This is a genomic window from Saccharothrix sp. (assembly GCF_031180885.1).
In the GTDB taxonomy this organism is placed as follows: domain Bacteria; phylum Actinomycetota; class Actinomycetes; order Mycobacteriales; family Pseudonocardiaceae; genus Actinosynnema.
Map to the genome: position 1 here is coordinate 68,377 of NZ_JAPSLK010000019.1, position 17,871 is coordinate 86,247.

General features: G+C 71.0%; 18 protein-coding genes. 8 read left to right on the forward strand and 10 right to left on the reverse strand.

Annotated elements, in window-relative coordinates; genetic code table 11:
* Window positions 1-58 precede the first annotated feature (58 nt).
* Genes RIN75_RS22190 through RIN75_RS22200 form a run of 3 tightly spaced genes read left to right on the forward strand, consistent with a single transcriptional unit; the run spans window position 59 to window position 2,817 of the window.
* Window positions 59-820 (forward strand): ATP-binding cassette domain-containing protein, encoded by a 762-nt coding sequence (locus RIN75_RS22190; protein WP_309113913.1) that lies wholly within the window; start codon window positions 59-61, stop codon window positions 818-820.
* Entirely contained in the window at window positions 817-1,830 is a 1,014-nt protein-coding gene (locus RIN75_RS22195) for an ABC transporter permease (protein ID WP_309113914.1), read from the forward strand. The genes RIN75_RS22190 and RIN75_RS22195 overlap by 4 nt, the downstream gene beginning before the upstream one ends.
* Before the next feature lie 18 nt (window positions 1,831-1,848).
* Window positions 1,849-2,817, forward strand: coding sequence for an ABC transporter substrate-binding protein (locus RIN75_RS22200; protein WP_309113915.1), 969 nt, complete (start codon window positions 1,849-1,851; stop codon window positions 2,815-2,817).
* A gap of 612 nt (window positions 2,818-3,429) precedes the next feature.
* Here RIN75_RS22200 and RIN75_RS22205 read toward each other — a convergent pair.
* A complete protein-coding gene (locus RIN75_RS22205) occupies window positions 3,430-4,434 on the reverse strand; it encodes a hypothetical protein (protein WP_309113916.1) in 1,005 nt (334 codons plus the stop codon).
* A gap of 132 nt (window positions 4,435-4,566) precedes the next feature.
* On the opposite strand from RIN75_RS22205, the gene RIN75_RS22210 reads away from it, so the two are divergent.
* Window positions 4,567-6,063 carry an alpha/beta hydrolase gene (locus RIN75_RS22210; RefSeq protein WP_309113917.1) on the forward strand — a complete coding sequence of 499 codons (1,497 nt, stop codon included), beginning with the start codon at window positions 4,567-4,569 and terminating at the stop codon, window positions 6,061-6,063.
* A gap of 191 nt (window positions 6,064-6,254) precedes the next feature.
* Here RIN75_RS22210 and RIN75_RS22215 read toward each other — a convergent pair whose 3' ends face one another.
* From RIN75_RS22215 to RIN75_RS22225, 3 genes are read right to left on the reverse strand one after another with little or no spacing between them, the layout of a single operon-like run.
* Window positions 6,255-6,908, reverse strand: coding sequence for a response regulator transcription factor (locus RIN75_RS22215; protein ID WP_309113918.1), 654 nt, complete (start codon window positions 6,906-6,908; stop codon window positions 6,255-6,257).
* An 11-nt stretch (window positions 6,909-6,919) separates the two neighbouring features.
* The gene (locus tag RIN75_RS22220) at window positions 6,920-8,488 is read right to left on the reverse strand and encodes a GAF domain-containing protein (protein WP_309113919.1); all 1,569 of its coding nucleotides are present in this window, start codon (window positions 8,486-8,488) and stop codon (window positions 6,920-6,922) included.
* A 49-nt stretch (window positions 8,489-8,537) separates the two neighbouring features.
* Complete coding sequence (locus RIN75_RS22225) at window positions 8,538-8,936, reverse strand: pyridoxamine 5'-phosphate oxidase family protein (protein ID WP_309113920.1); 399 nt, start codon at window positions 8,934-8,936, stop codon at window positions 8,538-8,540.
* A 110-nt stretch (window positions 8,937-9,046) separates the two neighbouring features.
* Here RIN75_RS22225 and RIN75_RS22230 point away from each other — a divergent pair, with 110 nt between their 5' ends.
* The gene (locus tag RIN75_RS22230; RefSeq protein ID WP_309113921.1) at window positions 9,047-9,880 is read left to right on the forward strand and encodes an arylamine N-acetyltransferase; all 834 of its coding nucleotides are present in this window, start codon (window positions 9,047-9,049) and stop codon (window positions 9,878-9,880) included.
* Here the strand turns inward: RIN75_RS22230 and RIN75_RS22235 are convergent.
* The 3 genes from RIN75_RS22235 to RIN75_RS22245 are packed head-to-tail and all read right to left on the reverse strand — an operon-like array spanning window position 9,861 to window position 12,596.
* Window positions 9,861-10,442 carry a hypothetical protein gene (locus RIN75_RS22235; RefSeq protein ID WP_309113922.1) on the reverse strand — a complete coding sequence of 194 codons (582 nt, stop codon included), beginning with the start codon at window positions 10,440-10,442 and terminating at the stop codon, window positions 9,861-9,863. The two genes, RIN75_RS22230 and RIN75_RS22235, sit on opposite strands and share 20 nt — an antisense overlap.
* Entirely contained in the window at window positions 10,439-11,404 is a 966-nt protein-coding gene (gene meaB / locus RIN75_RS22240) for a methylmalonyl Co-A mutase-associated GTPase MeaB (protein ID WP_309113923.1), read from the reverse strand. Before meaB ends, RIN75_RS22235 begins: the two co-directional genes overlap by 4 nt.
* A gap of 4 nt (window positions 11,405-11,408) precedes the next feature.
* Window positions 11,409-12,596 (reverse strand): acetyl-CoA C-acetyltransferase, encoded by a 1,188-nt coding sequence (locus RIN75_RS22245; protein WP_309113924.1) that lies wholly within the window; start codon window positions 12,594-12,596, stop codon window positions 11,409-11,411.
* A gap of 125 nt (window positions 12,597-12,721) precedes the next feature.
* On the opposite strand from RIN75_RS22245, the gene mce reads away from it, so the two are divergent.
* Window positions 12,722-13,162, forward strand: a complete 441-nt coding sequence (mce, locus tag RIN75_RS22250) for a methylmalonyl-CoA epimerase (RefSeq protein ID WP_309113925.1) — start codon at window positions 12,722-12,724, stop codon at window positions 13,160-13,162.
* Window positions 13,163-13,287: 125 nt separating this feature from the next.
* Here mce and RIN75_RS22255 read toward each other — a convergent pair whose 3' ends face one another.
* Both RIN75_RS22255 and RIN75_RS22260 read right to left on the reverse strand, forming a co-directional pair.
* Window positions 13,288-13,839: a helix-turn-helix domain-containing protein gene (locus RIN75_RS22255; protein ID WP_309113926.1), complete on the reverse strand. Its 552-nt coding sequence runs from the start codon at window positions 13,837-13,839 to the stop codon at window positions 13,288-13,290.
* A 69-nt stretch (window positions 13,840-13,908) separates the two neighbouring features.
* On the reverse strand, window positions 13,909-14,268 hold the full coding sequence (locus RIN75_RS22260) for an SPW repeat protein (protein WP_309113927.1): 360 nt from the start codon (window positions 14,266-14,268) through the stop codon (window positions 13,909-13,911).
* A gap of 209 nt (window positions 14,269-14,477) precedes the next feature.
* Between RIN75_RS22260 and ccrA the strand changes: the two genes are divergently transcribed.
* Both ccrA and RIN75_RS22270 read left to right on the forward strand, forming a co-directional pair.
* Window positions 14,478-15,809: a crotonyl-CoA carboxylase/reductase gene (gene ccrA, locus RIN75_RS22265; RefSeq protein ID WP_309113928.1), complete on the forward strand. Its 1,332-nt coding sequence runs from the start codon at window positions 14,478-14,480 to the stop codon at window positions 15,807-15,809.
* Between the two features lie 68 nt (window positions 15,810-15,877).
* Window positions 15,878-17,152: a chromosome segregation protein gene (locus tag RIN75_RS22270; protein ID WP_309113929.1), complete on the forward strand. Its 1,275-nt coding sequence runs from the start codon at window positions 15,878-15,880 to the stop codon at window positions 17,150-17,152.
* A 3-nt stretch (window positions 17,153-17,155) separates the two neighbouring features.
* Here the strand turns inward: RIN75_RS22270 and RIN75_RS22275 are convergent, their stop codons facing one another.
* A complete protein-coding gene (locus RIN75_RS22275; protein WP_309113930.1) occupies window positions 17,156-17,866 on the reverse strand; it encodes an alpha/beta fold hydrolase in 711 nt (236 codons plus the stop codon).
* Between the last annotated feature and the right edge of the window lie 5 nt (window positions 17,867-17,871).

The following is a 17,871-nucleotide window of genomic DNA, read 5'->3' on the forward strand; positions in this document are numbered from 1 at the left end:
CACCAACCGGACCCACCGCCCAGAACGGAACACCGTCGGAACGCCGTCGGGAGGCGCCATGGCCCAACCCCTGCTGGACGCCCGCAACCTCGTCAAGCACTACGGCAGCGTGGAAGCCCTACGAGGCGCGTCCTTCACCGCGCACGCGGGCGAAGTCGTGGCCCTCATCGGGGACAACGGCGCCGGCAAGTCCACCCTGGTCAAGTGCCTCTCCGGAGCCGAACAACCCGACTCCGGCACCATCACGTTCGACGGCACCGAAATCTCCCTCCCCTCACCCACCGCAGCACGCTCGCTCGGCATCGAGACCGTCTACCAAGACCTCGCCGTGGCACCGGACCTCGACCCCGCCGCCAACCTCTACCTCGGCCGCGAACTGGTGAAACCCGGCCCCCTCGGCTGGTTCGGCGTCCTGGACAAGAAAGAGATGCGGCGGCGCGCCACCGAGTCGTTCCGCGACCTCGGCGTGTCGCTGCAGAGCGTGGACGTCCCGATCGGCGCGCTCTCCGGCGGTCAACGGCAAAGCGTCGCGGTAGCGCGCAGCGTGGTGTGGGCGAGCCGACTCGTGTTCATGGACGAGCCGACCGCCGCCCTGGGCGTCGTACAACGCGAGCGCGTCCTGGACGTCGTCAAAAGGGTCCGCGACCAGGGCATGGCGGTCGTACTCATCAGCCACAACATGCCCGAGGTCCTGGCCGTGTCGGACCGGGTCGAGGTGCTGCGCCTCGGCCGCCGGGTCGCCCGGTTCCGGGCGGCGGACACGACCGTCGAAGAACTGGTCGGCGCGATGACCGGAGCCCTGTCCCAGGAGGACTCATGAACGCGGCCACCGACGTCCGACAACGCTCGATCAGGCAGCGGCTGTTCGGCGCGAACACCCTGTGGATCGGCCTCGTGCTGCTGGTGCTGATCGCCGTGTTCGGCGCGATCCGCCCGGACGCCGTGCTGACCACGTTCACCCTCCAGACCACCCTCGTCGAGACGTCCGTCCTCCTCGTCCTGAGCGTCGGCATGACGTACGTGATCATCACGTCCGGCATCGACCTGTCCGTCGGCTCGGTCCTCGTCTTCTCGGGCGTCACGTCCGCCATGACCATGAACGCCCTGAACGACGGCAACGCCACCACCGCCGGCTGGGGAACGGTCTTCGTCGGCCTCCTCGTCGCCCTGGTCTCCGGCGCCGCCTGGGGCCTGCTCAACGGCGTCCTGATCGCCAAGACCGGCATCCCGCCGCTGATCGTCACCCTGGGGTCCTTCGGCGCGGCGCTCGGCGCGGGACAGCTGATCTCCAACGGCTCGAACGTGTCCGGCGTGCCGAACGTGCTCTCCAACAGCCTCGGCACCGGGACCTGGTTCGGCATCCCCAACCTGGTCCTGCTGGCCGCCGTGGTCACCGCGATCGGCGCGCTGGTCCTGGCCACCACCCGCTTCGGCCGCTACACCTACGCCATCGGCTCCAACGAGGAGGCCGCGCGGCGGGTCGGCATCGGCGTCACCGGCCACCTGGTCAAGGTGTACCTGCTCGCGGGCACCCTGGCGGGCCTGGCCGGGTTCATGGCGCTCGCGTACTTCCGGGTCGCGTCCATCACCGGGCACGACACGGACAACCTCAACGCCATCGCGGGTGTCGTCCTCGGCGGCACCAGCCTGTTCGGTGGTTCGGGCTCGGTCGTCGGCACGGTGCTGGGCGTGTTCATCCCGGCCGTGCTGCGCAAGGGGTTCGTGATCGTCGGCGTGAACGTGTACTGGCAGCCCGTCGCCGTGGCCATCGTGCTGGTCGCGGCGGTGTGGTTCGACCAGTCACGACGAAGGGCGCGCAATCAACGCTAGGCGAAAGGTGCGGGAGACATGTCAACGAGGACAGCCGCCCTGCTCGGGGCGACCCTGCTGCTCACCGCGTGCGGCGGTGGCGGCCAGATCGGCGACTCGGGAAGCTCCGGGAACACCAAGAGGATGGTCCTGATCCCCGGTGTGGCCGCCGAACCCTTCTACATCTCCATGGAGTGCGGCTTCCGGGAGGCCGCCAAGGCCAAGGGCTACGAGGTCGACGTCCAGGCCCCGGCCAAGTTCGACTCCACCCTGCAAACCCCGATCGTGACCGGTGTCCTGGCGAACAAGCCGGGCGCGGTCCTCATCGCCCCGACCGACGACAAGGCGATGGCCGGCCCGATGAAGCAGTTGAAGGACGCCGGCATCAAGGTCGTGGAGGTCGACACCAAGCTGGAGGACACGTCCATCGCCGTGTCGACGATCTCGTCCAACAACGAGCAGGGCGGCCAGCTCGCCGCGCAGACCCTGGCCAAGCTGGTGGCCGGCAAGTCCGGGTCGGTGCTGGTCCTGAACACCAAGGCGGGCACGTCGACCACCGACGCGCGGGCCAAGGGCTTCGAGGACGAGATCAAGAAGTACCCGAACCTGAAGTACGTGGGCCAGCAGTACACCGACAACGAGCCCGACCAGGCGGCCTCGAAGGTGACCGCGACCCTGGCCGCGAACCCGGACCTGGTGGGTGTCTTCGCCACCAACCTCAACACGGGTGAGGGCGCGGCGACGGGGTTGCGCAACGCCGGCAAGACCGGGGCGGTGAACCTGGTCGGCTTCGACGCCAGCCCGAAGCAGGTGGAGGACCTCCGCGGCGGCGCGGTGCAGGCCCTGATCGCGCAGGACCCGGCCACCATCGGCCGGACCGGTGTCGAACAGGCGATCGCGGCGTTGGAGGGCGGCACGGTCAAGCGGGACATCGAAACCGACCTGGTCGCGTTGACCAAGGCCGACATGGACGCCAATCAGAAGTACTTCTACAAGCAGAAGTGCTGACCTGAGTCCGCTGCGCGCGCTCCACGTGAGCGCGCGCAGCGCCTGTTCTCCGGCGCGCAGCGCCGGCGGGAAGGGCCGCCGAGGAGGGCACAACCCGAGCCGGGCTTCTTGCTTGTGTCATCCCCGTATGGCCCGCCCGAAGGGCTACCACAGATTTCCCGGGTGCGGCCGAAATTTTTTGTGAGGAACGAGCAAAAAATTTCAGCGGCACCCGGGAAATCTGTGGTTGGCTTTGCCGGGTCATGCGGGGATGACACAAGCAAGAAAGCCCCGCAGTTGTAGTTGTGTCATCCTTGGCGGCTCGCCCGCCGGCGAGGCGCTTTTATCTTTAGACCGGTTCTTTCGCTCTCAAATCCCCGCTTCGCGGGTGGTCACGCAACGCGCTCCGCGCTCGCAAGCTCGGACGCGCTTCGCGCTCTTGAACGCACTGGCGCACCCTTGAACGCGCTGACGCGCTCTCAAGATCAAAAGCGCCTCGCCGGCGGGCAGACCACCGATGGGGAAAAGGGCGTCGGTTCCCCCCGCCGTGGCTGATAGCCAGCCCGCCGCGCGGAGCGCGGCGAAAACGAAAAGCAGCCGCTGCGCGGCGAAGAACCCACCTTGGCGCACGAGCTAGGCGTCGAGGTACTTGTTGGCCAGCTCGGAGTACTCCTTCTCCAAGTCGTCGGCCAGGTAAGCCACGTACGACCACGGCACGTCGTGCACGTGGTCCCGCATCCCCAGCAGGTGCTTCTTCGCCCGGGGCGCGTCGTCGGCCAGTGCGAAGGCCGCCGCGAACAGGTTGTGCGCCTGCAACGACCTCGGGTGGGCCTTGCCGGGCCGGGCCTCCCATTTGTCCGCCGCCTCGGCGATCTCGTCGCGCACCCGGCTGAAGTACCGCATCTTCAAGGTCGCGATCTTGAACGCGCTCCGCGCCTGCACCGCGTCCTCGAACTGCTCCAGGAAGATCTCGAAGTGCGCCAGGGGCAGCATGGCCACCACCGGATCGCCCAGCGGGGCCGCGTCGACGCTGCCGTGGGCGAAGGCCATCATCTCCTCCGCCGAACCGCCCCACTTCGAGGCGAGGATCTGCAACCGGGTCCAGTGCGCGGGGTAGAGGGACGGGCAGCGGGCGACGATCTCGCGCCACACCTCGTCCTTCTGGTCCCGGTCGACCTGGAGGCCCAGGCCCGCCGTCTGCAGCTGGGACCACGGCACGGCGTCCCCCGGCAGCAGTTTCGCGGCCTCGTGGAGGGGGCCGACCGCCTTGCGGAGGGTGCCGAAGAAGACCTTGAACCGGTCCTTGCCCACCGTGTCGGCCCGGCCCGAGCCGCGGATCGCCCAGGCCTCCCGGATGAACGCGGTGCCGGCCAGCAGCCACAGGTCCGGGTCGGAGTTGGCCTTGGCCAACTCCAGCAGTTCGTCGGCGTGGCCGATGGCGTGCTCGCCCAGCACCTCCGCGCGCAGGGCCCGGACCTCGGGCTCGTCGCGGCACTCGGCGAGCACGGTCGTGGCCGCCCGCAGGTGGCCCGCGTCCATCTCCTCGGCCGCGATGTCCAGGATCGCGTCGTCGTACGTGTGGTCCCGCACGACCTCACGGGCCACCGCGGCGGGCCGCTTCCTCCGGAAAATCCCCACCCCGACAACCCTACTTTCCCTCGACTCCGACCGGCGTAGTTCTTTCGTAGACCCGAACGCAAGCCTTTCCGCCGTTGTTTCCCACCCCACCACACCGATGAGGTGGATGGCACGAACACCGGAGGGGGAACCATGCGAAGACTGGCAGTGACGGTGTCCGCCGCCCTGCTCACGGCCGCGGGCCTGCCCGCCGTGGCGCAGGCGCAGGCCGACCCGTTCCGCGACCAGGCGATCACCTGGGGTGCGTGCACGGACCTGGACGTGCCGGTGCTGGAGTGCGCGACCTACACCGCGCCGCGGGACTGGCGGGCGCCGGGCAACGGCAAGACCATCACCATCGCGATCAGCCGGCTCAAGGCGCGCAGCGGCCAGGCCAAGGCCAGCGTGCTGACCAACCCGGGCGGTCCGGGCGGCCCGGGGCGGACGCTGCCCGCGCTCTACGTGGACCGGGCCAAGCTCGTCCAGGACCACGACATCATCGGCATCGACCCGCGCGGCACCGGGGCGAGCACCAACGTCACGTGCGGCGGGTTCGACTTCCTCGCGCTGACCGACCCGCGCGACCGCAGCCGCGAGAACGTCGACCTGCTCTACGACGCCGCCGAACTCCAGGCCACCGCGTGCCAGGCGAAGTCCGGCGAGTTCGGCAAGGTGGTCAACACCGAGCAGACCGTGAAGGACCTGGACCTGCTGCGGCACCTGCTGGGCCGGGACAAGATCAGCTGGATCGGCTACTCCGGCGGCACGTGGATGGGCGCGTACTACGCCACCTACTTCCCGAACCGGGTCGACAAGTTCGTGCTCGACTCGAACACCGAGTTCACCACGACGTTCCAGGAGATCTTCGACGAGTTCGGGCGCGGCTTCCAGCGCCGGTTCGAGGTGGACTTCCTGCCGTGGGTGGCCAAGTACGACAGCCGCTTCCACCTGGGCACGACCGCCGAGGAGGTCCGGGCGGTCTACGAGAAGACGCGAGCGCGCTTGGCCGCCAACCCGATCCCGCTGCCCGACGGGCGGATGCTGGACGGCGTGCTGCTGGACCTGGTCCTGGTGCAGGCGCAGTACAGCAAGTGGGCGTTCGCGGACGCGGCGTCACTGCTGTCGCAGCTCAACCAGCAGACGCTGGCGGCGGTCGACGTCCGCTACCCGGACGCGGCGAACGCCACCCTGTTCGCCATCACGTGCAACGACACCCGCTTCCGCGGCGGCCGTGAGTTCCTGGACCGCGAGGCCCGGGAGCTGGGCGCGAAGTACCCGCTCGCCGGCTACTACCAGATCCTCGCCCCGTGCGCGTTCTGGAACCGCCCGCCGTTGCAGCTCAGGACGCCGACCGGCAAGGGCGTGCCGCCGATCCTGATGGTGCAGTCGGTGCGCGACCCGGCCACGCCCGTCGAAGGCGCGCAGCGGGCGCACGACCGGTTCGCCGGCTCGCGGATGATCACCGTTGTGGACGAGGGCGACCACGGCATCTACGGCTTCGGCAACGCCTGCGTGAACGACCTGGTGGAGTCGTTCATCGTGGACGGCAAGGTCCCGCCGCGCGACACCACGTGCCCCGGCGAGCCGCTGCCCGACCCGACCGCGATGCTCGCGGCCAAGAAGCCGTCCTTGGCGCACGGCTGGCTGTGACGACCGGTTGATGGGGTCGGGGGTTCCCCTCCGGCCCCATTGCCGTTCGCGGCATGGAGTGGCACCACTGCGCCGCCGCCCACACCCGCCCCAGTCCGCGGTTGGCTCTGCTCGGACGCCTTGAACGACCGCCTGGCCGACCTCGGCGACGTGGACACCCTGATCGCCATCGCCGAGATGGACCGCTCGCTCTAGTACCACCGCGCCCCTGACTGCCGGCGCTTCGCCGCGTACACCCCAGCCTCGGTACGCCGGTCGAACCCCAGCTTGTGCAGCAGTGACGACACGTAGTTCTTGACCGTCTTCTCCGCCAGGTACAGCCGCTGCGCGATCTGCCGGTTGGTCAGGCCCTCCGCGATCAGGTCCAGGATGCGCCGCTCCTGCGGGCTCAGCGACGCGTACCGCGGGTCCTCCACCGGGCCACCACGCAACCGCTGCAACACGGTCGCCGTCACCCCCGAGTGCAGCAGCGACCCACCCGCGGCCAACGTCCGAATCGCGGACACCAGGTCGTTGCCGGACACCTGTTTCAGCATGTACCCCGCCGCGCCCGCCATGATCGCCCCGAACAGCGCCTCGTCGTCCGAGTACGACGTCAGCATCAGGCACGCCGGCGGCGGCTGGACGGTCGAGCGGATCTCGCGGCACACCGTCACCCCGTCGCCGTCGGGCAGCCGTACGTCGATGACGGCCACGTCGGGCCGGTGTTCGGCCGCCGCCGCGATGGCCGCCGCCGCGCTCTCCGCCTCGCCGACCACCTCGATGTCGGGCTCCACGTCGAGCAGTTGGTGCAGGCCGCGGCGCACGATCTCGTGGTCGTCCACGAGCAGTACCGAGATGGACATGGCTGGCCTCCCTACCCAGTTGTCAACGGCACCGACCACGTCACCGTTACGCCCTTTCCCACTTCCGACTGAACCTCGCACGACCCGCCCCACCGCGCCGCCCGGGCCGCCATGTTCACCAAACCACCGGTGTGCCGGGCGCGGCCGTCCGGCAGGCCGTCGCCGTCGTCGCGCACGACCAGCACCAGGTGCGTCCCTTCCCTATCCAGGGTGATGTCCACGTCCACCCGGCGCGCGGAGGCGTGGCGGGCCGCGTTGGCCAGGGCCTCGCGCAGGGTGGCCAGCAGGTCGGGCCGGACCGGGTCGGGCACCAGCGAGTCGACCGGGCCGTCGGTGGACAGCGCCGGTTCGAAGCCCAGCAGCCGGCTGGAGTCCTGCACGACCCGCATGAGCTGCATGCGCAGGCTGGCCTGGCCGGTGGGCGGCTCCTGGAGCGAGAAGATGGTGCGCCGGATCTCCCGAATGGTCTGGTCGACCTCGTTGACGAAGTCCGCGAGCCGCTGCGCCACCAGCGGCTGCTCGACCAGCCCGTTGAGGCCCTGCAACCCCAGGCCCAGGCCGAACAGCCGCTGCACGACCAGGTCGTGCAGGTCGCGCGCGATCCGGTCGCGGTCCTCCAGCACGGCCAGCCGCTTCCCCGCGCCGGTGGCCCGGGTGAACTCCAGGATCAGCGCCGCCTGCCGCGCGAACGACTCCACCAGCGCCACGTCCGAGGCGTCGAACGCCCGGTGGTCCCGCGCGCGGGCCACCATGAGCACGCCCAGGACCCGGTCCCCCGCCGCCAGCGGCACCACGACGACCGGTCCGATGCGGTCGAAGTGGCCGGGCAGGCCGTCGAGGACCTTGGTCTTGCCGGTGGCGTACACCTCGCGGCTGGCACTGCCCTCGCGGGACACGGTGAAGCCGCGCAGCTCGCCGTCCATGACCCGCACGGCCAGCTCGCCGTGGGCGTCGGGCAGTGCCAGCGCCGCGCACACGGCGTCGGCGGCCAGCCGGGCGCGCACCGCGACCAGGCGCAGCGCGTCCCGGTCCGGTGTACCGGTGAGCAGGGCGTTGGTGACCTCGTTGGACGCGCGCAGCCACACCTCGCGCTGCTTGGACCGCTCGTAGAGGCGCGCGTTCTCGATGGCGATGCCGGCCGCCGCGGCGATCGCCTCCACGACCTCGTGGTCGGCGCGGGTGAAGTCGGCGCCGCCGACCTTGTCGGTGAGGTACAGGTTGCCGAACACCTCGCCGCGCACGTGCACGGGCACGCCCAGGAACCGGGCCGAGGCGGGGTCGAACGCGGTGCCGTCGAACTCGGCGTGGTGCGGCTCGTCGCCGTGGGTGAACTCCAGCAGCTGCCGGTTCGGCCCGACCACGGCCAGCGCCCCGTAGCGCGCGTCGACCAGGCTGCACGACGACTCCACGATCCGGCGCAGGACGTCGGGCAGCGACAGGTCGCTGGCCAGCGACACCACCGCGTCCAGGAGCCGGTGCATGCGCTCCTGGGAGACGATCACCTCGGCGGTCCGGTCGGTCAGCTGGCGCAGCAGGCCGTCCAGGCGCGCGGCGTTCGCGTCCGGGGACGTTCCAGGCAAGGCGAACCCACCCCTCAAGCAGGGAGGATTCCGAGGTTAGCGCCTCCGGTCAGGGGATGCGACGGCCCGACACGACCTCCAGCTCGACCTCCAGGTAGTGGTCGCGGGTGCCGTGCCCGCGGGAGGCCAGCGGGAGCTGGCGGACCCGCGCCAGGCGCTGCTCGTCGAGCACCTCGCTGAGGTGGCCGACGGCCATCACGGTCCAGCCCTTGGAGAGGTCGGGCTCCACCTCGTCGATCTCGAAGGCCACGATGGTGTCCCTGGCGACCAGGGTCGCGCTGCCCTCGGGGACGCGCAGCACCACCGCCTCGCCGTCCAGCACGTAGACCACCGGGTGGACGACCGGCAGCGCCCGGTCGGTGTAGACGAGCCTCCCGATCGACGCGGTGCTCAACAGCCGCAGGCACTCCTCCCGGGGGAGCACCTGGAGCCCAGCGGAGTCGTACATCGCACCTCTTCATCCCCCAGTTGCCGGAGTAAATCGTTCTTCCTCGTGATCGTCGTTGCCTAGAGTCGGAAGTCCCGGCTTTGACGTCCCACCCGGATGGGGGATTTTCCATGCGTGCGCCCGACGTATCCGCCCTGCTCCGCCGCATCGGCGCCGAGCCCGAGCCGCCGAGCCCGGCCGCGCTGGCCCGGCTGCACCGGGCGTTCGTGGAGCACGTGCCCTACGAGGACGTGGAGGTGCAGCTCGGCCGGGTGACGTCGCTGGACGCGGTGGACTCGCTGGACCGCATCCTCGCCGGCCGGGGCGGCTACTGCTTCCACCTCAACGGGGCGTTCGCCGTGCTCCTCGAAGCGCTCGGGTACCGCGTGACCAGGCACAAGGCGGGCGTGCAGATGCGGCCGGAGGACGAGCCGTCGATCAACCGCAACCACGTCGGGCTGTTCGTGCACGACCTGGGCGAGGACCTGTGGCTGGTCGACGTGGGCCTGGGCGACGGCCTGCACGCCCCGCTGCCGCTGCGCACCGGCACCTACGCCCAGGGTCCCTTCACCATCGGGCTGCGGCCGTCCGAGGTCGCGCCCGGCGGCTGGCGGCTGGACCACGACCCGCGCGGCAGCCTCCACGGCGTGGACTTCGACCCGGAGGCGGTGGAGCTGTCGGTGTTCGCCGACCGGCACGAGCACCTGTCCACGTCGCCGGAGTCGGGGTTCGTGAAGACGTTCTGCGCGCAGCGCACCGACGGCTCGGGCTGGGACTCGATGCGCGCGTTGACCCTGTCCCGGGTCGAGGAGACGACGAAGAAGACCGTGCTGGAGACGCCCCGCGACTGGTTCGGGGCGCTGGCGGACGTGTTCGGGCTGGTGTTCACCGCCGAGGAGCGGGACGTGCTGTGGACCAAGGCGCTGGCCCAGCACGAGGCGCACGTCAGCTCAAGCCGACCGTGAACCCCTCGTCCTGGACGCCCCGGTACAGCTGGGGCGCGAAGGTCGTCATCGCCCGTTCGATGACCGGGATCAGGTTGGCCGCGTCGCCCAGCGGCAGCCGGTAGGTGCCGTCCGGCCTGGCCAGGGGCGCCAGGCCGGGGTGGCGCGCGGCGAAGGCCCGCGGGTGGGCGGGGACGAGGTCGAGGCGGACCATGGTGCGGCGGGTCAGGGCGTCGGACAGCTGCACGGCCCGTTCCCGGGTGCGGGAGATGCGCACCGCGCCCAGGTCCGGCCACGGCACCGCCCACGGCGAGCCCTGCGGGTCGTCCCACCGCACGCCGGGGGCCTCGAAGACGAGCTTGCGGGGCCGCGAGACCTTCTTCCAGTTCACGATCGCGGCCACCGCGACGAAGGTGAACAGCAGGCCGATGACCAGCGCGATCGTGCCGCCGACGGGTTCGCCGTCGGCGTAGGCGGACACCGCGCCGAACAGCGCGAGCAGGCCCAGGACGCCGGCCACGGTGCCACCGACCAGCACCCGCCGGGTGTCCCGCGTGCCGATGTCGATGACGACCGGAGTCACCCACCCACCCCCTCGACCAAGCGGTCAGCCGCAGCGTAGGGGTCCAGCTCACCCGCCACGACCCGTTTGGCCAACGTGGTGAGGGCGCTGCCGCCGTGCAGGTCGCCGATGCGGGAGCGCAGGCTCTCCAGGGCGATGGCCTCGATCTCGGCCTCGGCCCGCTGCGCGCGCCGCCGGTCCAGCTCGCCCTTCTCCTGGAGCCAGGCGCGGTGGGCGTCGATGGCGTCCACGACGTCCTGCACGCCCTCGCACCGGGCCGCCACCGTCTTGACCACGGGAGGCCGCCACAGCGCCTCGGCGCGTTCCCGGCGGCCCAGGGAGATCATGTGCTTGAGGTCGCGGGCGGTCTGGTCGGCGCCGTCGCGGTCGGCCTTGTTGACCACGAACACGTCGGCGATCTCCAGGATGCCCGCCTTGGCGGCCTGGATGCCGTCGCCCATGCCGGGCGCGAGCAGCACGACCGTGGTGTCGGCCAGCGACACCACCTCGACCTCGGACTGGCCCACGCCGACCGTCTCGACCAGGACGACGTCGCAGCCGGCGGCGTCCAGGACGCGCAGGGCCTGCGGGGTGGCCCAGGACAGCCCGCCCAGGTGGCCGCGGGTGGCCATCGAGCGGATGAAAACACCCGGGTCGGTGGCGTGTTCACCCATCCGGACCCGGTCGCCGAGCAGCGCGCCGCCGGAGAACGGGGACGACGGGTCCACCGCGAGCACCCCGACCCGCGCGCCGCGCTCCCGGTAGGCCCGGATCAGCGCGGACGTGGACGTCGACTTGCCCACGCCCGGCGCGCCGGTCAGGCCGATGACCTGGGCGTTCCCGGTGAACGGGGACAGCGCGGCAGCGACCTCCCGCAGCTGCGGACTGGCGTCCTCGACCAGCGAGATCAGCCTGGCGACCGCGCGCGGTTGGCCCGCACGCGCGCGGTCGACCAGCTCTGCCACGTCAACGGTGCGGGTCACACCCCTAGACCTTAGGCACGCGCACGATCAGGGCGTCACCCTGACCGCCGCCGCCGCACAGGGCCGCCGCGCCGACGCCGCCGCCGCGGCGCTTCAGCTCCAGCGCGAGGTGCAGCGCGATCCGGGCGCCCGACATGCCGATCGGGTGGCCCAGCGCGATGGCGCCGCCGTTGACGTTGACCTTGTCCTCGGAGATCCCGAGCTGCCGCGTGGAGACGACGCCGACCGCGGCGAACGCCTCGTTGATCTCGACCAGGTCCAGGTCGGCCGGGTCGATGCCCTCCTTGGCGCACGCGGCCTTGATGGCGTTCGCGGGCTGCTCGTGCAGGCTCGCGTCCGGGCCCGCGACCACGCCGTGCGCGCCGATCTCGGCCAGCCAGGTCAGGCCCAGCTCCTCGGCCTTGGCCTTGCTCATCACGACCACGGCCGCCGCGCCGTCGGAGATCTGCGACGCCGAGCCCGCGGTGATGGTGCCGTCGGAGGCGAACGCCGGGCGCAGCTTGGCCAGGGTCTCCACGGTGGTGTCGCCGCGCACGCCCTCGTCGGTGCTGAACAGGACCGGGTCGCCCTTGCGCTGCGGGATCGCCACCGGGGCGATCTCCTCGGCGAACACGCCGTTCTCGGCGGCCTTGGCGGCGAGCTGGTGCGACCGCGCGGAGAACGCGTCCTGCTCCTCGCGGGTCAGGCCGTAGCGGGAGTTGTACTTCTCGGTCGAGGCGCCCATCGCGACCTGGTCGAACGCGCAGAACAGGCCGTCGAAGGCCATGTGGTCCTGCAGGGTGACGTCGCCGTACTTGTACCCGCCGCGGGACTTGGGCAGCAGGTGCGGGGCCTGGGTCATGGACTCCTGGCCGCCGGCCACGACGATGTCGAACTCGCCGGCGCGGATGAGCTGGTCGGCCAGCGCGATGGCGTCGATGCCGGACAGGCACACCTTGTTGATGGTGAGCGCCGGGACCGACATCGGGATGCCGGCGTGGACCGCGGCCTGCCGGGCGGGGATCTGGCCGGCGCCCGCGGTGAGCACCTGGCCCATGATCACGTACTGGACCTGCTCGGGCGCGACGCCGGCCCGCTCCAGCGCCGCCTTGATCGCGACGCCGCCGAGCTGGGCGCCGGAGAAGTCCTTCAACGATCCGAGCAGTCGCCCCATCGGGGTACGGGCCCCGGCGACGATGACGGAACCGGACACATCGGCCTCCACGAGCATGTGTAAGCGGTTGTTAACTCGCAACGATACCCAGGGTTACCCGAGGGTAAGTCTGTGAGACGACGCACAACCCCCGCTGCACCGATTCCGGTCCTACCCTCGTTGTCATGCAAGAACAACTCCGCGGTTTCGTCACCGCCATCGACCACGTCGGGATCGCCGTGCCGGACCTCGACGCCGCGATCGCGTTCCACCGCGACAACTTCGGGCTGGAGGTGGCGCACGAGGAGGTCAACGAGGAGCAGGGCGTGCGCGAGGCCATGCTCCGCGCTCCCGGCGACACCGGTTCCGGGACCGCGATCCAGCTGCTCGCGCCCCTCACCCCGGAGTCCACGATCGCGAAGTTCATCGGCCGCTCGGGTCCCGGTCTCCAGCAGCTCGCCTACCGGGTGTCCGATGTGGACGCGGCCGCCGACGCCCTGCGGGCGAACGGCTTGCGCCTCCTGTACGACGCCGCCAAGCGCGGTACCTCCAACTCCCGGGTGAACTTCGTGCACCCCAAGGACGCCGGCGGCGTTCTGGTGGAACTGGTCGAGCCGGCTGTGTAGGACTGCCTCGGCTCCGCCGAGGCGGCGGGCCGCCTGGAAGTCGATCGTCCGAGGGTCTCTTCGCGCCGATCGAAGAGCATGATCGTCACGAAGAGACCCTCGGGCGATCGACGCGGCCTCGCATCTCACTGAAGCGCGGTGGCCACGAAGGCGAGTTCCTGGTCCATGCGGTCGTCGTCGGGCGTGTGCCGGGCGACCGAGTGGCGGTAGCTGACCGCCAACGCGACCAGCGCGGACGCGCTGTCCACGTCCTTCTTGGCCACCGCCGCCCCACCGGCGGCGAGGATCACCTGCCGGATCTGCGCGGCGACCAACTGGTACCGCGCGTGCAGCGCGTCCCGCACGTCCTGGTGCGTGTCCGCCTCGCGCCACAACAGGTGGCTGAGCAGCGGAGACGCGTTCAACCGGGCGTCCAGCGCGGCGACGAGCCTGCGCAGGCTCTCCGCGATGTCACCCACGACCACGACCCGCCGTTGGTCCACGGCGCCGTCGGGCAGTCGCTGCACGAGCGCGGCCAGCAGGTCTTTCTTGCGGCGGAAGTAGTAGTGCACGAGGCCCTTGGGAACCCCGGCGCGTTCGGCGATGCGGGAGGTCGGCGTGGCGTCGAAGCCCGACTCGGCGAACAACTCCTCGGCCGCGTTCAAGATCCGTTCCCTGGCCGACGAGTCCTCTGCCAACGCGTGCCGCCTTTCACGGGATCGAGCGTGCGAGGCCGCCCTGGGCGGACGACCTCGCGCGTTTCCAACCTAGTGCGAACCCGCCAGGCCGCTGTGGGCCGCGTTCGCCGCGGGCATGGCCATCGCACCCATCGCGACGGTCAGCACACCACCGACCCACGACACCCACGAGGCCGCCATGAGGTCGCTGTAGCCCATCACCCACGGGGAGATGAACAGCAGCGCACCGAGCAGCATCTGGAACCACTCGCCGTACACCATGGCGGGCATCGCGAGCGACGCGAGGCCGTCGATGGCGATGAGCGCGCCGAGCACGATCATCGTCCACATGGCCGCCGTGGACGTCTCCACCACGAGCGGCGACAGCAGCACCAGCACGCCGATTGCGACTTCGGCCCAGTCCTGCCACCTGGTCCACGCCTTGGTCATGACCTGCACCTCCGTCCTGTGAAGCGGACACCACCGATGCTCCGCTTGGTTGGCCGCCCGGTCAAGATGGACCGATCGGGTGCAACCCCAGTGCAATGCCTCACAGGTCGGGTTCTGAATCGGTTACCGATGGGTAACCTCCGGCAACCTGCGTGGACCAGCGTCCAACGCCACAATCCCGGAGCATCACCCATTGGGAGGCACACGCCGTGCAGAAGATCCTCGACGCGATCCTCGCCGACGAACTGGACGCGGTCGGATCGCTTGACGTACCGGAGACCTACCGCGGCGTTACCGTGCACGCCGACGAGGTCGACATGTTCCAGGGCCTGGCGACCAAGGACAAGGACCCGCGCAAGTCGCTCCACGTCGACGAGGTCCCGGTGCCCGAGCTGGGCCCGGGCGAGGCGCTGGTCGCCGTGATGGCGTCCGCCATCAACTACAACACGGTGTGGACCTCGATCTTCGAGCCGATGTCGACGTTCGGGTTCCTCAAGCGCTACGGCAAGAGCTCGCCCGAGGCCGCCAAGCACGACCTGCCCTACCACGTGGTCGGCTCCGACCTGGCGGGTGTCGTGCTGCGCACCGGTCCGGGCGTCAACGCGTGGAAGCCCGGCGACCGGGTCGTCGCGCACTGCCTGGACGTCCAGCTGGAGCACCCGGACGGCCACAGCGACACCATGCTCGACCCGGAGCAGCGGATCTGGGGCTTCGAGACCAACTTCGGCGGCCTCGCCGAGATCGCCCTGGTCAAGGCCAACCAGCTGATGCCGATGCCCGACCACCTGTCCTGGGAGGAGGCCGCCTCCCCCGGTCTGGTCAACTCCACCGCGTACCGGCAGCTGGTGTCGGTCAACGGCGCGAACATGAAGCAGGGCGACACGGTGCTGATCTGGGGCGCCTCCGGCGGCCTCGGCTCCTACGCCACCCAGTTCGCGCTCAACGGCGGCGCGACCCCGATCTGCGTGGTGTCCTCGCCGGAGAAGGCGGAGATCTGCCGCAAGATGGGCGCGGAGCTGATCATCGACCGGTCCGCCGAGGGCTTCAAGTTCTGGAAGGACGAGCACGAGCAGGACCCGAAGGAGTGGAAGCGCCTCGGCGCGAAGATCCGCGAGCTGACCGGCGGTGAGGACCCGGACATCGTGTTCGAGCACCCGGGCCGCGAGACGTTCGGCGCGTCGGTGTTCGTGGCCAAGAAGGGCGGCACGATCGTCACCTGCGCGTCCACCAGCGGGTACATGCACCAGTACGACAACCGCTACCTGTGGATGAACCTGAAGCGGATCATCGGCTCGCACTTCGCGAACTACCGCGAGGCGTGGGAGGCCAACCGCTTGATCGCCAAGGGGAAGATCCACCCGACACTGTCCAAGGTGTACTCGTTGGACCAGGTCGGCCAGGCGGCCCACGACGTCCACCGCAACGCCCACCAGGGCAAGGTCGGCGTGCTGACGCTCGCACCCGAGGAGGGCCTGGGTGTGCGCAATCACGAGAAGCGCGCCCAGCACCTGGACGCGATCAACCGTTTCCGGGGCGTCTAAAGGGAAGTGACCGGCCGTGCGGGTGGCGGGGTGCCCCTCGCACGGCCGGAACGGGTAGCGTGCACGTCATGGGCCTCGCCGACGACCGTGACCTCGTCCCCCTGGGATCCGGCTTCGACATCGTCAAACGCGGCTACGACCGCGCGCAGGTCGAGGACCACCTGGAGCGCCTCGACGCGGACCTGCGGCTGCTCGCGGCCGACCGGGACGCGGCGGTGTCGCAGACCAACGACCTGTCCCGCCAGCTCGAAGCGGCCCGTTCGGAGATCGCCGAACTGCGCGGGCAGGTCGAACGCCTGTCCCTGCCACCCACCACGCTGGAAGGCCTGAGCGAGCGGTTGCAGCGGATGCTGCGCCTCGCGCAGGACGAGGCGAACGAGATCAAGGCGCGCGCCGAGGCCGAGGGCGGGCACATCCGGGCCAAGGCCGAGGCCGACGCGGCCGTGCTGCGGACCCGGTACGAGAAGCTGATCGCCGAGCTGGACCAGCGGCGCACCGAGATGGAGGCCGAGCACCGGGGCGTGCTGGAGAAGGCGCGCGCCGAGGCCGAGCGGATCGTGGGCGAGGCGCGGGACGCGGCGGCGAAGCTGGACGAGGAGTCGCTCCAGCGGCGGACCACCGTCGAGGAGGACTTCGAGATCGCGATGGCGGCCCGTCGCGTGGAGTCGATGAAGCTGCTCGCCGAGCAGGAGGCGGCGTCGAAGGCCGAGGCGGACCGGCGGGTGCGCGAGGCCGCCGAGGAGGCCGCGCGGGTGCGTGCGCAGATCGCGCAGGAGCAGGCCGCGTCCAACGCGGAGGCCCAGCGCCTGGTCCGCGAGGCGACCGAGGAGGCGAACCGCCGCCGGCACGACTCGATCAGCGAGGCGACCGCGCGCGTGCAGGAGGCGACGGACGAGGCCAACCGCCGGGTGCGGGAGGCGACGGAGGAGTCCAACCGCCGGGTCACGCAGGCCACGCAGAAGGTCGAGGCCCTGCGCCAGCTCCGCAACCGGTTGTCGCAGCAGCTGCACTCGGTGCGGACGGCCCTGCACGAGGTCGTCCCCCTGCTGGACCCGCTGGAGGAGGAGAAGCCCCAGCCCCCGGCTGCCCAGGCCACTCCCGCAGCGCCGGCCACCCCCGCCGCCACACCCGTGCCGCCGGCCGCCACGCCGGAGGCTCCCCAGCCTGCCCAGGACGGCCAGCAGCCCCCCGCGGCCCAACCTCCGGCCGCTCAGCCGCCTGCCGTCCAGCAGTCCGCTCAGCAGCCCGACCAGCCGAAGCCCCCGCAGGCCGGCGGCCCGGACGGCCCGACCCAGAAGATCGCCCGCCCGAACCCACCCAAGGCCCGCTCCGGCAAGCGCTGATCTTCAGAGCCCAACCCTCCCCCGCCAGTCGTCCACGGCCGCCGCAAACGCTTGCGGCACCTCGACCGGCGTCAAGTGCCCGGCCCCGGGCAGCTCCACGTACGAGGCCCGGGGCAGCACGTCGGCCAACTCCCGGGCGGCGGTCGGCGGCGTCAGCGTGTCCTGGGCCCCCACCAGCACCAACGCCGGCACGTCCACCCCCGCGAGCACCTCCCGCGAGTCCGGCCGCGCCGCCATGGCCCGCTGCGCCCACGCCACGTCGGCCGGGTCCTGCGCCAGGATCAGCTCCCGCACGCGCTCGACCACCCCGTCCACCGGCGCGGCCCCGAGGAGCCCGCCCAGGACGACGTCCGGCACCCACTCCACGCCCTCCGCCAGCACCCGGTCCGCCATCACCAGCCGGTTGGCGCGAGCCTCGTCCCCGTCCGCCGTGAACCGCGTGTCCGCGAAGACCAGCCCGGCCACCCGCGACGGGTCGCGCCGAAGCAGCGCCATCGCGACGTAGCCGCCCATCGAGCACCCGCCGAGCACCACCCGATCGAGCCCGCGGGCGTCCAACTCCCTGAGCATGTCGTCCGCGAAGACCCCCAGATCGGGTTCCCGGTCGCGCCCGCGCAGGTCCGGTGTGACCGGGTCGAGCACGTCGCGCACCCCGTCCCACATGCGGGAATCCAGCGGGAACGCGTGCAGCAGAAAAAGCGGCAAGTGATCCATGCCCG